We start from the raw sequence: 12,885 nt of genomic DNA, 5'->3' as shown, positions 1-12,885 counted from the left end.
CTGCCATAGTTACAATATTCTTATAATTTTTATGTTGATTTTTAAAAGGTTACGGGGATGCCATACAGCTGGAACGTCTTTAAAAATGTCTAGCAAGCGGCCTATGTGAGAAAGGTCTGTTGTTTCATTAAAAAAACCGTCTGGCAACAGACGGTTTTACGCGCTACAGCTTACAGTTTCCTCTGCAAACGGCAGCAAGCCCTTTATTCATGTATAAACTTTTCAAGATCCGCAATTTTCTTGGACTTGTCCTCGATGGCTTCGAGCAGTACATAGTACGCAATGGACGACGCAATGCGTTCGTCTGTCACCATGCGCCCCTGAATATCGACCAGCAACGCGTAGGCGGCCTTTTCCTGTTCGATAAAATACTTCATCATGGTCTTGGGATCCCCGATTTTCGGCGGTACAATGGTACGGGTAAATTGGTTGACGAGAAACGATATTTTATCGTAAACGCCGAAGTCAATGCCCTCCGCCATGGCATCGCTGATGTTTTTGATCACGTTTTCATAGTAATGAATATCGGCGTCCATCGCTTTGATGAAAACGCCAATCTGCATTCGGACGCGCATATCACCAGCATCTTCTTTGAGTTTTTCAAACATTTCGCGCTTTCTCAGGGCGATGTCAATCGCCTTTCGAAGCACATCTCTGATATCGTACATAACACCCTCTACTTCTATAATTGTCCTGTCATTTTACGCTTTTCTTATTTATATCCTATTTTGGCCGAAACACGCGCAAAATTTCTCACTGGACTATTATATGCTTAGTCGGGGGTTTTCTCAAGGGCATTTTTCGCCGTGAGGAGACAATGCCACCCCAAGGTGCCACACTTAACCCGTGCAGGCATCTTGGATAGAGACTCGAAAACAGCGGCATCCATTAAACGCTCTTTTTCTTCATCGGTGAGTTCAGCACCTTTAATCATATTGAGATAAAGTGTCGCCAACGCCCCGGCTTCTTCAAGCGTCTGCCCTTTGACGAGGTCGATCATAATTGACATAGACGCTTGGCTGATGGCACACCCCGTCCCCACAAAGGCAGCGTCTACGATAACGCCATCTGTCACCGACACTTCTAAAGTCAAGTCGTCGCCACAGTTGGGGTTATGTCCACGTTCTACGGCGGAAGGCGCTTCGAGATGCCCTTTGTTGTGCCCACTTTTGTTGTGCATCATAATCAGTTCTGTGTACATGTGGTCAATACTCAAGTGCAAACACCTCCTTCACTTTTTCAAGCGCTTTAACCAACGCCTCGACATCTTGTGTATCCGAATAGAGTGAAAAGCTCGCGCGGCATGTTGAAGGCAGCCCGAGATGATGCATCAGCGGTTGCGCACAATGGTGCCCCGCTCTGATGGCGACACCTTCGGCGTCTAATATCGACGCGACGTCGTGGGGATGTACCCCGTCTACAGTAAAGGCCACTATCGGCCCCTCGCCGCGTCCGATGACAGTGACATAGGGCAGTGCCGCCAGTGCAAGGCGCGCCGCCGACGCCACTGCGTGTTCGTGTGCCGCCACGGCGTCGAGCCCAATGCCTGAGACGTAGTCGATGGCCGCCGTCAGTCCGACGACGCCGGCGACGTTTTGCGTACCGGCCTCAAACCGTTCGGGAACCGGTGCAAACGTCGTCTCCTGCTCTGTGACGTAGTCGATGGTGTCGCCGCCGGTTAGGAACGGCACACAGGTTTCTAAGAGTGCCGTTTTCGCCACGAGCGCACCGATGCCCTGCGGTCCGTACAGTTTATGGCCTGAGAAAGCGTAAAAATCGAAATCCAGTGCGTCAAGTGATGTCTTTTGGTGACCGATGGCCTGCGCGCCGTCTACGAGCACCACAGCGCCCACGGCATGTGCGCGTTCCACCACTGCGGCGATGTCGTGAGCATTGCCCAAGGCGTTGTTCTGCTGAGGTACCGCCACCAGCACGGTGCGCGGTGTCAGCTTTTCCAGTTCACTTGCAGGTAACTGTCCGTCGTCCGTCACATAAAGGTATTTTAAAACCGCCCCTTTGCGCCGGCACACTTCTTGTGCCGGCACGATGAGGCTGTGGTGCGCATCGACACTGAGGACGACTTCATCTCCTGTCTTTAAGCGGTTTTCGAGATAGCTCTTAAACACGAAGTTGAGCGCTTCAGAGGCGTTCTTAGTAAAGACGACGTCGTAGGCGTCGCCCGCGTCGATAAAAGATTTGATACGCGCCCGCCCTTTATCGTAAAGTGCCGTTGCCTCCACACTGAGCACATGGGCGCCTCTGTGCGGACTGCCACTACACCCTCTGTAAAAATCGGCGATGGCGTCTATGACGACTTCCGGTTTGAGTGCCGTCGCCGCGTGATCGAGGTAAGCGTAGTCGGGTTTTTGATTAAAGAGGTCAAAGTCCTGTTTATACCCGCTGTTCATCATCAGTCGAGCCTCCTGTCGAGTGCTTCTGTCACGTCGTTGCGCACCTGCTCGTCCGCCACAGTGCCGAGCACTTCTTCAAAGGCGGCTTTAATGACGAGACGCTTGGCTTCTCTTTCAGAAATGCCGCGGCTCATCAGGTAAAAGAGTTTCATTTCATCCACCTGTCCGACACTGGCAGCGTGTTCCCCGATGACGTCGTCTTCAGAACAGAGCAGTGCCGGTATGGAATCCGATTGGACTTTTTCAGAGAGGAGCGTCACGTATTCCCGCTCTCTCCCCACCGATTGCGGCGATCCCGTGTCAAAGAGGAGATTCCCTCTGAAAATCTTTTTGCTGTCGCCGTCTAAGACGCCCTTGGACAAGATGTCCGACTCGGATTTACTGCCCTTGTGTCGCATGGTAAACGACAGATCCAGCTGTTCGCCGCCGGCGCCATAATAGAGCGACTTGAGCTCTGCAGCGCTGTGACGGCCTTCGAGATGTGATTCGTAAGTGACGACTTTGGTCTTCGCCCCCATTTGAATGTCCACCATGCGGAGACGCGCCCCTTCGGCGACACTGGAGAAACACTGGTCAAAGAAGCTGTCCGATTCACCGAGGCGCTGGACTTTAATCAGCGTAATGTCCGCGCCTGGCTTTGCAATGACGCGGGTGATGCCGAAGTGTTTGGAAGGGGCTTCGTCTGTGGCGCTGTAGTCGAAAATAAACGTCGCGTGAGCGCCCTCTTCAGCTATAATCCAGTGGTTTTCAATATTGAGACGCCCTACGGCGGTTTGTACTTTTACCGGGGTCTCACTGCGCCCCTTTGCGGTAAAGAAGTAACCGTTTTTGGCCTGCTCGTTGGTGTAGGCGAGAAACGATTCCCCTAAGTGTTTGGTCATAGCGTCTTCTATATAGAGCGCCGGTGCGATGCCCAGTGACTCGACGGGCACGGCGCTGATGTGATGTTCCGGCTGAGACACGTTACAGCGGGCATCTTGATGGTCTTTTAAACCCTCAAACAGCCCCTCTTCCAGTTTAACGCGCTGCCATTTTGGCGTTTGGTACATAATGCCCTCCTATCCTATAGTGCCTTCGAGTTCCAATGTGATGAGGTGGTTCAGTTCAACGGCGTACTCCAGCGGAAGCTCTTTGGTAATCGGTTCTACGAAGCCTCTGACAATCATCGCCTTAGCTTCTGCTTCCGGAATGCCTCTACTCATGAGATAAAAAATCGTCTCGTCGCTAATTCTGCCAATGCGGGCTTCGTGGCCGATGTCCACTTGGTCGTTGCCCATCTCTATAATCGGCACCGTATCCGATTTTGAACGGTTGTCGAGCATTAGGGATTCGCAGTTGACTGTCGCCTTGACGTTCTTGGCATTTGGCGTCGCCCTGAGGAGCCCTCTGTAGAAGGCGTGACCGCCGTCTTTGGAAATCGATTTTGAATTCACCACTGAGCTGGTGTTCGGCGCGGCGTGTACCACTTTGGTACCGGTGTCGAGGTACTGCCCCTTTGCGGCAAAGGTAATACCGGTAAACTCGCTTGAGGCCCCTTCGCCTTTTAAAATACTCATTGGATAAAGCATCGACACTTTGGAGCCGAATGAACCGGACACCCATTCGATGCGGCCGTTTTTTTCCACCGAACAGCGCTTGGTGTTGAGGTTGTACATATTCCGCGACCAGTTTTCAATAGTGGAATAGCGCAGCGTTGCCCCTTCTTTAACAAAGAGTTCAACAGCGCCGGCATGTAAGTTTTGCACCGAGTACTTCGGCGCCGAACAGCCTTCTATAAAGTGCAGTTCCGCCCCTTCTTCCACGATGATTAACGTGTGCTCAAACTGACCGGCACCCTTGGCGTTGAGTCTGAAATACGACTGAAGTGGGAAGTCCACTTTGACGCCTGCGGGAACGTAGACAAAAGAGCCGCCCGACCAAACGGCACCGTGAAGTGCCGAAAACTTGTGACAGCGGTTGGTAATCAGTTTCATAAAGTACTTTTTCACAATGGCTTCGTGTTCGCGTACAGCGGACTCCATGTCGGTGTATATGACGCCCTGTGCCTTTAAATCGTCGCGCATGGCGTGGTAGACCACTTCCGAGTCGTACTGTGCGCCGACGCCTGCGAGCGACTTGCGCTCGGCTTCCGGAATGCCCAGTCTTTCAAAGGTCATTTTAATGTCTTCAGGTACGTCGTCCCAGCTGTGCTGCATGTCAGTATTCGGGCGTACATAGTGGACGATGTTTTCCACATCGAGGTCGCTTAAATCGGCGCCCCAAGTGGGCATCGGTTTTTCTTTATATACTTTGAGAGAGTCGAGCCTGTAGTTCAGCATCCACTCCGGTTCGTTTTTTTCTCGGGAGATTTCCCGTATAATCGCCTCTGTCAGCCCTTTGTCGACGACAAAGCGATGGTCTTCCCTGTTGATGACATCGTAGATGCCGCGATCGACATCTGCAATGACTGTCTTTTTAGCCATATGCGCCCCCTATTGTGCGGTTCTAAAGACTTCGTAGCCTTCTTTTTCAATTTGGTGTGCCAACGCCATGTCGCCGCTCTTGACGATTTTCCCGTCGACGAGGACGTGGACGAAATCCGGTTCGATGTAATCGAGAATCTTGTTGTAGTGTGTAATGACCAAAATGGCGTTATCGGCCTTCTTCAATTGTTGTACAGTTTCGTAAACCACCTTGATGGCATCGACGTCGAGGCCGGAATCGGTCTCGTCCAGTATGGCCAGCTTCGGGTTTAATACCGCCATTTGAAGAATTTCATTTTTCTTTTTCTCACCACCTGAAAACCCTTGATTGAGGTAGCGATCGAGGTACTTCTCATCCATGTGCAGCGTCGTCATTTGGCCTTTTACCTCTTTGTCAAATGCCGTCATCATCGGCATAATGCCCGAAACTTCTTTTTTTGCCGTCTTTAAAAAGTTGCGCACAGTGACGCCTGGGACTTCCTGCGGGTATTGAAACGATAAAAAGAGCCCCGCCTTAGCGCGCTCATCGACTTTCATGTCGAGCAAATCTTTTCCGACAAATACGGCGTCGCCTTCTGTAACTTCATGTGCCGGATGCCCCATTAAAACGTTGGCAAGTGTCGACTTCCCGGCGCCGTTTGGCCCCATTACCACGTGAATTTCACCGGGGCGAATGGTTAAATCAATCCCCTTTAATATGCTTTGACCTTCTGCTTCAGACTTCAGTCCGGTCACTTTTAAAATTTCCATGCCACACGGCCTCCTTTTATTGATGCATTATTTATCCTAGTAATTTATATCCTATTAATTTAATATGAATTATCTCGGTTTTATTGTAGTGCTTTTTTTTGTCCTTGTCAAGCGCTGTTGCCCCGAGGGTTTCGCACAATTTTAACCGCCACTGAAGCGCCGGAGAACCCCACCTAAAAAAACGGTTCCCAAGCGCTGTATAGGCCTGAGAACCGAATGACAAAACAGGGGAATGTGCCGTTTCACAGCACATGACGCCACGGGTTTATTCTCAGGCTTTGTACAGCCCTCATTAAAACAGCTTGTGTGTTATAGAACCCATTGTTTCGATTTTTCAATTTCTTGATAAAGATTTGCATAGCGCCCATTTTGGGCCATTAGCGATTCATGTGTGCCCTTTTCAAGCATCTTGCCGTCGCTGAGCATGACAATTTGCTGTGCTTCCTGAATGGTGTTGAGCCTGTGGGCGATGACCACAACCGTTTTGTCGCGGGTCAACTTGCGCACGGCTTGTCTAATTTCGTACTCGTTGTCGGCGTCGAGAGAAGCCGTCGCTTCGTCCAGCAACACAATCGGCGCGTCCTTTAAGAGCGCTCTGGCGATGGAGATACGTTGTTTTTCCCCACCTGAAAGGGTGGAGCCGCCTTCGCCTACAACAGTGTCGTAGCCGCTATCCATCTGTTCAATAAACTCGTGACATCTGGCGATTTTAGCCGCTTCAACCACTTGGGCACGGGTCGCTTTCGGGTTGCCCAGTTGGATGTTGTTGTACACCGTGTCGTTGAGCAAATAGACGTCTTGGAACACCATGCTGATGTGCTCCAGCAGCGCGTCGGGATGGATGTCCCGTATGTCTTTTCCGCCGATTCGAATCACACCGCTGTCCACATCCCAAAACCGGGCAATTAAGCTGGTAACAGTGGTCTTCCCCGAGCCCGACGGCCCGATCAGCGCCATCATCTCTCCTTCTTTTGCCCTAAACGAAAGGCCGTCGAGTACCGGCGTATCCGCCTCGTAATTGAACTTGACGTCGTCGAACTCGATGTCGTAGTGGTCGAAAGCCACAGTGCGCGACTTGTATGGCACTGGTGGCTGTTCCAGCGTCTTCGAAAGTTTGCTGGCCGCGAGTTTCATATAGCGAAAAATGCCGTACTGTGGCCCGAATCCTCTGAGGACATTGGTCAGCGCCAAGTTGACAATCATGTACGTGAGCAGCGTCTGCTTTGAAAATGCCCCCGCCCCATACCGCGACAGAGCAATCCAGAGCAAAATCGGAAAGCTCAGGTCGACGATAACCTGATACATCATGACAAAGGGCACAATGGCCACTTCTGTGCGGATGCACTCTACTTTAAACGCTCTAAAAGTGGCCTCGAGGCGCTGAAACCGATCGCCCACCATCCCGTAGGATTTAAAGACGCGAATCCCTGAAAGGTATTCGACCATGCGGGAAATAACGTCGTTCATCACGCGTTTCTTCTTTGCGCCGATTTTACTGACGCGACGACCGCCAAACAAGATAATCGGAATGGACACCGCGAGGACTCCGAGTTGAATCAAACCGATTTGCGTATCAATGGCGAAGATAATCGCTGTTAAATAGACCGTTAACAGGATTGTTTTAATGAGGTCACTGGTGTTGTGCGTCAAAATCTGCTCAAAGTCCTGAAGGTCATTGGTCATGATGTTGGACAGCGAACCGATGGAGTTTTTGTTGAAATACCCTAGATTCAGGCTTCTAATGTGGTCGCCCAAATCAATGCGTATCTTTTGAATGGCGCGCGCGCCGCGCACCTGTATCAGTTCGTAGGCCACCATGCCCACCAGCGTTCGGACGACAAAGGCGCCAATCATAATCATCGTATACGTCTTGATGTTGTCGTAGGAAAAAGTGCCGTGAATTAGGTCAATCAAGACCATGTAGAGCATCCCATAGAAGAACATGCTGAAAATGGTGTCGATGACCAAGAGCACTATCGGTTTTCTCAAATGCTTGGACTCCGCGCCCAAGACCCGTCTTATGCAACTAAACATTTGATCCTCCCATCTCGTGGATCTGCCACAATTTTTCGTATAAGCCCTTCTTGGCCATAAGCGCATCGTGCGTACCGCGTTCCACAATAGCCCCTTCGTCGAGGACGATTATTTCATCGACATTTTTAATGGTGTAGAGCCTGTGGGCGATAATAATGGCGGTTTTATTTTTCAGGAGCGTCGACAACGCCTCTTGAAGCTTCGATTCGTTTTCCACATCGGAATACGAGGTCACTTCGTCGAGGACGATAATCGGGCTGTCTTTCAAAATGGCGCGTGCAATAGCAATGCGCTGTTTTTCACCGCCACTGAGCTTAATCCCCTCTTCTGCAAGCGACGTGTCGTACCCCTTTGGCAACGACAGGATAAAATCGTGAATCTGCGCTTTTTTTGCCGCCGATTCAACCGCTTCACGTGTAACGTCCAAGCCCATCTTGATGTTCTCGTAAAGGGTGTCTTGTAGCATAAACGCACTTTGGAACACAAAAGAAACCGTGTTCATAAGCTCGCCGATACCGACGCTGCCGATGTTGCGACCGTCGATGAGAATCTCGCCGTCTACCACATCCCAAAAACGGCCGACCAATTGTCCCATTGTGGTCTTGCCGGAACCTGAAGGCCCCACCAGTGCCACCACTTTTTTCGGTGCAATGTCGAGGTCGATGTGCTTCAATACCGTTTTCTTATCGTATTTAAACGACACATTTCGGTACGTCACGCGCCCTTCCACAGCGCCGCCGAAAGTCCCTTCCGTATCGACCTGCGGTTCAATTTCTAAAATCTGGCGCACTTTCCCCGCCCCTTCGAGCAACATAGAAAAATGTCCGCCAAACTCCATTAACAATTTAAGCGAATTCAGGAATACGGAACTTAATATGAGGAACAAAATATACGTCGGAATGTCCAGCGTACCGCCGAGAACCAAAACGCCGCCTATGGGAATGATAAAAAGCAGTCCCGAATCAATAAGCGACAGAAAGACGGCGTAGTACTTGCTCGACGTTTTGGAAATCTCACACCAGTAGTCGGCGTAGGACTTGGCTTCCGCCTTGTACTTTTCAAAGTTCTTCGCGCTGAGATTAAACGCCTTCATCACTTGTATGCCGTGAATGTACTGGATAATGGTGCCGTTTAACCGGCCGGACAATTCGTGAAACTTTGCCATGCGCTCTTTAATACCGGCAAACATGCCGAACTGCATAAAGATAGAGAGCACCACGGGAATCAAAAGCGCCAAAGAGAGACGCCAGTCCATGTAAAACAAAAAGCTGATGACGACAATAGGCGTCGCAAATGCTGCCGTTAAATCGGGAATTTGATGCGCAATGAAGTTTTCGAGCTTCTCGATGTCCTCATTGACAGTCTTTTTAACCTCCCCAATGGTCTTACCCGTAAAAAAGCCCATATTGAGCTTACCGATGTGTTCGATGACTTTCATCCTGAGTTCATAGAGGATGGTAAATGCCGCTATGTGTGAAAATATGCCGGACGCGAGAAAGATGACCATTCTAAAGACAATAAGTCCCGCTATCCAAAGCGATTGTACCTTTAACGATTCGAAATCCCCTGTGTCGTTGAGCATTTCCAGAATCATGTTATAAAGCAGTACATACGGCGCAATGGCCAAAATGGCGCTGACCGCACTGAGCACTGCCGATAGATAGAGTTTGTATTTCTCCCTGCCGGAAACGCGCAGTAGAAACTTAAAGTTGGATTCTCCCATATCTGCCTCCTGTGCTTTTCTCGCCGTTACAGGCGCGTATACTGTATCGGTTGCCATAGGTTTTGCTGTCCATGATGCCCCTCCTATAATAAAAATATAACTTTACCTTTCCTATTCTATTGATATCGATTATCAATATCCACTCCAAAAGAGTTATAAAATGCTCCAAAAATAAAATCGCCCTGCGCAGGCGATTCTGTTATAGTAGATATGGAAGTTATTAGATACCACCGTTAGTAGAAAGGGGGAAACGTTTCTCAATGAATACAACTTTTATGAAAATAGTCGCCTATGCACTCGTCGTCGGCCTCTTTTACAAGAGTCACAAAAGCCGCGAAAAAGCACTGAATGCCGTGGAAAATGACGACAACTCCAAACACCTTGTCGCGTACATCCACAGCTGTGAACTGCGCCTTGGCATCCTGCTGTTCTTTATTGTCGTGACGCTAATTTCCATGGCGACCCACCTTTAAAAAACGGCGGTGAGGTTCTCTTCACCACCGTTTTTTAAAGATGGGTCACGGCAACCACCGGTCGTTTTGCTCTTCTAAAAGCAGTTCTATAGAGTTGACAGTTCAATCGGGGCACCTTCTTCCCACCTCGAAAAACCTATTTTTGGTAAATTCAAGGGTTTTCGTGCTCAAAAGAACCGTCCCCTAAAGTCTTTTCGATACTTTAGCGGCGTCATCCCCACGAGTTCGTCAAAGACACTGGCAAATTTGCTGGGGTTTTCATACCCCACTTCACCGGCGATAACCATTACACTGGCGTCGGTGTTTTCCAAAAGCGCTTTCGCCGCCTCAACCCTCTCCCGTTTGATAAAATGGTACACCGTCATGCCCATCTCTTTTTTAAACGCCGTCTGAATCTTGTAAATACTGCAATGACACCTCCTAGAGAGCTCTTCGAGCTTCGGCGCCGACGCCACATCTTGTTTGACAATGGCGGCCACCTGTTCCACGAGGCGCGCAGAAACTGAACAGTCCCTCTGACGCGCGCTTAAAATCGTCGCCACCATTTCAAGCACTTTGGATTTAAGCAAAATAAAGGACATCCAACTGGTCGTATCCGACGCTACAATTTCGGCGGCAATCTCCCGAGTTCGTTCTGAAGCGGGATGCACCTCGAGCACTCGGTCGTTCTTAAACAGTTGGTCGAGGTAGCCGTTCCAGTTCTCATCCGAATGCGCCGCCCACTGCTCGTCAGAGACTTCTTTGATAAACGCGCTGCCGAAAGACACGGATATGCTCTGACCTTCGCGGTGGCGAAACTTAAAATACGGCACATTGTTTTTCATCTTGTAAAGAAAAACGTCTCCTGCGTCGATGTGCATACGCTCTTTATCCGGCAAAGTCAGCATATCGCTTTCACCTGCAAATGCATAACCGATTTCGAGGTAGTTGTCGCCAAAACAGCGGTTGTCAAAAGACGTGTACACCGTCCCCTTCACCGTCGTTTTTACCAACTGAATATGAGAGGAAATTCGGATGCGTTCCAAAAACAGCTCCCCGGTTTCCATCTTTATGCGGTAGGCTCGTACAAATTCAGACTGTGTCACCTCGGCATTGTGTTGCCGAGAGATACCGTCAAAAAATCGATCCATAATTTCACTTTTCATCATCGACCTCTTTTGTAAAGTTTGTTTGACATTTTGAGAAGCAAATGTTACTGTTATGTAAAGGAACTTTTACACCATGTGAAAGGGGCATTTATGTGAAAAACTATGTAGAGGATTTCCGAAAGAAGCGCGGCATCACCCAAGAGGCTTTGGCTCTACACCTTGAAGTTTCCCGACAGACCATTAGTTCAATTGAAAAAGGGCGCTACAATCCCTCTTTGACCTTGGCTTTTAAAATCGCCCGGTTCTTCGGCGTTTCCATCGAAACGGTCTTCTCAGATGAAGAGACATAAGGAGGGTTCTATGGATTCAAGAAAGAAACTGTACCTGTACGCCGGCTTAATCGTCGTCGGCATCGTCTTAATTGTACTCGCCGCCTTTAACGTCTTCGAGGTGCAAAAGCCCGTCGAAGGCATTATGTTCGGCATCGGCGCCGGCCTCGCCGGTATGAGCTTTGCAGGTCTCGCCAGTGTGAAGTTTTACGACAAACACCCACATCTCGCCAAAATCAGCGCTATTGAACAGAAAGACGAACGCCTTTTGGCCATCCGCTTTAAAGCGCGTTCAAAAGCGGCGACGTGGACCAACTTAATGCTCATCGTCATCGCCTACGTCACCATACTGACTGAACTGCCGCTGTGGCTCACACTGTCGCTGGTGGGTATCTACTGCGCCTACCACGTCCTCGCCATCGCTTACACCGTTCACTACCAAAACAAGATGTAACACACCGAAAGAGGGCTGCCAGAGGTAAGCCCTCTTCTGTTGAAAACAGCTTTACATATCGTCTCCACGTCTAGTATACAATCGTTCTCAATTAGCTGTCAAGCACCGAGCTCATTGTACTTTCTTTTCACTTTAATCAATCTTTTTTTATTGACTTTCGATAAAACACATGGTATTTTAATAGAAGATTACAGTTTTGAGAGAGAGGTTTTTATGAAAAACTACCGAACCCTATTTCTAAGAGGGGTGATTTACATCATGGGGGCAGCTGCTCTGTGGCTGGCTTTCGGCTATATGCCCGGATTTGCTTCCAAAGTTGCCGAGACCAATCCGGAATTCGCCTTTTTAAAGTTTCCCGTACTCATCTTCGTCTACGCCACTTTAGTACCGTTTTTATGGGTGTTGTTCTCCGGCCACCAGCTCTTGGGGCTCATAGACAAAAAACAGGCTTTCAGCCGTCAGGCGCTCACACATTTACGCGCCATTGAATACGCCGCATTTTTCGTATCGGCATGGTACGTTTTCGGCGCCGTTCTCATGTTTGTACAAAATGCTTTGCATCCGGCAGTCCTCATCATCGGCGTCAGTGTCGTTTTCGCTGCACTTTGCGTCGGCTTCTTTGCCGATGTGCTGCACAGTATTCTCAAGACGGCACTCGCTTTGCAGGAAGAAAGCGATCTCACCATATGAAAGGAGTCCTGTCGTGGCTATTATTGTCAATTTAGATGTGATGCTGGCCAAGCGTAAAATGAGCGTCACAGAACTCACGGAAAAAGTCGGCATTACAATGGCCAACATTTCGATTTTAAAAAACGGAAAAGCCAAAGCCGTGCGCTTTTCCACACTGGATAAAATTTGCGAGGCGCTGGATTGTCAACCCGGCGATATTTTAGAATACGTACACACAGAAGAGGAGGCCTCAGATGGCTTATCGTAAGTTGTTTATCGCGGCATTTGTCGCACTTGCCATTAGCGCAGCCTGTGCATTGGCCTACAGCGCTATTGGCTCAGAAGTGGGCGCTGACGGCGTCCTTCAAGAACCGTTCTTTTTAATTCCCCTCGGCTTTTTCGCCGCCGTTGTGGGCATGGTTCTGCTCATCGCCAGAGCCGTGCTGCGCATCAAACACATTTTGTCAGACAAGCAATAGAAACCAAACAGCA

General features: G+C 49.5%; 15 protein-coding genes. 6 read left to right on the top strand and 9 right to left on the bottom strand.

Features of this window, described 5'->3' with window-relative positions; all coding sequences use genetic code 11:
- Positions 1-203: 203 nt before the first annotated feature.
- The 8 genes from ACR6HW_RS12045 to ACR6HW_RS12010 form a co-directional block, all read right to left on the bottom strand.
- Positions 204-668, bottom strand: coding sequence for a hypothetical protein (locus ACR6HW_RS12045; protein ID WP_455727973.1), 465 nt, complete (start codon positions 666-668; stop codon positions 204-206).
- A 104-nt stretch (positions 669-772) separates the two neighbouring features.
- Complete coding sequence (sufU, locus tag ACR6HW_RS12040) at positions 773-1,216, bottom strand: Fe-S cluster assembly sulfur transfer protein SufU (protein ID WP_455727972.1); 444 nt, start codon at positions 1,214-1,216, stop codon at positions 773-775.
- A complete protein-coding gene (locus tag ACR6HW_RS12035) occupies positions 1,206-2,411 on the bottom strand; it encodes a SufS family cysteine desulfurase (protein ID WP_455727971.1) in 1,206 nt (401 codons plus the stop codon). Before ACR6HW_RS12035 ends, sufU begins: the two co-directional genes overlap by 11 nt.
- Positions 2,411-3,460, bottom strand: coding sequence for a SufB/SufD family protein (locus ACR6HW_RS12030; protein WP_455727970.1), 1,050 nt, complete (start codon positions 3,458-3,460; stop codon positions 2,411-2,413). Before ACR6HW_RS12030 ends, ACR6HW_RS12035 begins: the two co-directional genes overlap by 1 nt.
- A gap of 9 nt (positions 3,461-3,469) precedes the next feature.
- Positions 3,470-4,873, bottom strand: coding sequence for a Fe-S cluster assembly protein SufB (gene sufB, locus ACR6HW_RS12025; protein WP_455727969.1), 1,404 nt, complete (start codon positions 4,871-4,873; stop codon positions 3,470-3,472).
- 9 nt (positions 4,874-4,882) lie between these two features.
- Complete coding sequence (sufC, locus tag ACR6HW_RS12020) at positions 4,883-5,623, bottom strand: Fe-S cluster assembly ATPase SufC (RefSeq protein WP_455727968.1); 741 nt, start codon at positions 5,621-5,623, stop codon at positions 4,883-4,885.
- Positions 5,624-5,932: 309 nt separating this feature from the next.
- Positions 5,933-7,657 (bottom strand): ABC transporter ATP-binding protein, encoded by a 1,725-nt coding sequence (locus tag ACR6HW_RS12015; RefSeq protein ID WP_455727967.1) that lies wholly within the window; start codon positions 7,655-7,657, stop codon positions 5,933-5,935.
- Positions 7,650-9,380 (bottom strand): ABC transporter ATP-binding protein, encoded by a 1,731-nt coding sequence (locus tag ACR6HW_RS12010; RefSeq protein ID WP_455730886.1) that lies wholly within the window; start codon positions 9,378-9,380, stop codon positions 7,650-7,652. Before ACR6HW_RS12010 ends, ACR6HW_RS12015 begins: the two co-directional genes overlap by 8 nt.
- A 260-nt stretch (positions 9,381-9,640) precedes the next feature.
- Here ACR6HW_RS12010 and ACR6HW_RS12005 point away from each other — a divergent pair, with 260 nt between their 5' ends.
- Positions 9,641-9,853, top strand: coding sequence for a hypothetical protein (locus ACR6HW_RS12005; protein ID WP_455727966.1), 213 nt, complete (start codon positions 9,641-9,643; stop codon positions 9,851-9,853).
- Between the two features lie 167 nt (positions 9,854-10,020).
- Here the strand turns inward: ACR6HW_RS12005 and ACR6HW_RS12000 are convergent, their stop codons facing one another.
- Positions 10,021-10,998, bottom strand: coding sequence for an AraC family transcriptional regulator (locus ACR6HW_RS12000; RefSeq protein ID WP_455727965.1), 978 nt, complete (start codon positions 10,996-10,998; stop codon positions 10,021-10,023).
- A gap of 95 nt (positions 10,999-11,093) precedes the next feature.
- Between ACR6HW_RS12000 and ACR6HW_RS11995 the strand changes: the two genes are divergently transcribed.
- The 5 genes from ACR6HW_RS11995 (at position 11,094) to ACR6HW_RS11975 (ending at position 12,872) form a co-directional block, all read left to right on the top strand.
- On the top strand, positions 11,094-11,291 hold the full coding sequence (locus ACR6HW_RS11995; RefSeq protein ID WP_455727964.1) for a helix-turn-helix transcriptional regulator: 198 nt from the start codon (positions 11,094-11,096) through the stop codon (positions 11,289-11,291).
- 10 nt (positions 11,292-11,301) lie between these two features.
- Positions 11,302-11,724 carry a hypothetical protein gene (locus ACR6HW_RS11990; RefSeq protein WP_455727963.1) on the top strand — a complete coding sequence of 141 codons (423 nt, stop codon included), beginning with the start codon at positions 11,302-11,304 and terminating at the stop codon, positions 11,722-11,724.
- A 213-nt stretch (positions 11,725-11,937) separates the two neighbouring features.
- Complete coding sequence (locus tag ACR6HW_RS11985; protein WP_455727962.1) at positions 11,938-12,414, top strand: DUF2975 domain-containing protein; 477 nt, start codon at positions 11,938-11,940, stop codon at positions 12,412-12,414.
- A 13-nt stretch (positions 12,415-12,427) separates the two neighbouring features.
- Complete coding sequence (locus tag ACR6HW_RS11980) at positions 12,428-12,661, top strand: helix-turn-helix domain-containing protein (RefSeq protein ID WP_455727961.1); 234 nt, start codon at positions 12,428-12,430, stop codon at positions 12,659-12,661.
- Positions 12,648-12,872: a DUF3955 domain-containing protein gene (locus tag ACR6HW_RS11975; RefSeq protein WP_455727960.1), complete on the top strand. Its 225-nt coding sequence runs from the start codon at positions 12,648-12,650 to the stop codon at positions 12,870-12,872. The genes ACR6HW_RS11980 and ACR6HW_RS11975 overlap by 14 nt, the downstream gene beginning before the upstream one ends.
- Positions 12,873-12,885 lie beyond the last annotated feature (13 nt).

Source organism: Fusibacter sp. JL298sf-3, from assembly GCF_053842995.1.
The sequence above is the reverse complement of the archived record's forward strand: the minus strand, read 5'-3'. Positions and strand labels throughout refer to the sequence as shown.

Excerpts from the sequence above, each read along its gene's own strand:
- ACR6HW_RS12045 (WP_455727973.1), bottom strand. The coding sequence starts at position 668 with ATGTACGATATCAGAGATGTGCTTCGAAAGGCGATTGACATCGCCCTG.
- ACR6HW_RS12035 (WP_455727971.1), bottom strand. The coding sequence starts at position 2,411 with ATGATGAACAGCGGGTATAAACAGGACTTTGACCTCTTTAATCAAAAA.
- ACR6HW_RS12030 (WP_455727970.1), bottom strand. The coding sequence starts at position 3,460 with ATGTACCAAACGCCAAAATGGCAGCGCGTTAAACTGGAAGAGGGGCTG.
- sufB (WP_455727969.1), bottom strand. The coding sequence starts at position 4,873 with ATGGCTAAAAAGACAGTCATTGCAGATGTCGATCGCGGCATCTACGAT.
- sufC (WP_455727968.1), bottom strand. The coding sequence starts at position 5,623 with ATGGAAATTTTAAAAGTGACCGGACTGAAGTCTGAAGCAGAAGGTCAA.
- ACR6HW_RS12015 (WP_455727967.1), bottom strand. The coding sequence starts at position 7,657 with ATGTTTAGTTGCATAAGACGGGTCTTGGGCGCGGAGTCCAAGCATTTG.
- ACR6HW_RS12010 (WP_455730886.1), bottom strand. The coding sequence starts at position 9,380 with ATGGGAGAATCCAACTTTAAGTTTCTACTGCGCGTTTCCGGCAGGGAG.
- ACR6HW_RS12005 (WP_455727966.1), top strand. The coding sequence starts at position 9,641 with ATGAATACAACTTTTATGAAAATAGTCGCCTATGCACTCGTCGTCGGC.
- ACR6HW_RS12000 (WP_455727965.1), bottom strand. The coding sequence starts at position 10,998 with ATGAAAAGTGAAATTATGGATCGATTTTTTGACGGTATCTCTCGGCAA.
- ACR6HW_RS11990 (WP_455727963.1), top strand. The coding sequence starts at position 11,302 with ATGGATTCAAGAAAGAAACTGTACCTGTACGCCGGCTTAATCGTCGTC.
- ACR6HW_RS11985 (WP_455727962.1), top strand. The coding sequence starts at position 11,938 with ATGAAAAACTACCGAACCCTATTTCTAAGAGGGGTGATTTACATCATG.
- ACR6HW_RS11975 (WP_455727960.1), top strand. The coding sequence starts at position 12,648 with ATGGCTTATCGTAAGTTGTTTATCGCGGCATTTGTCGCACTTGCCATT.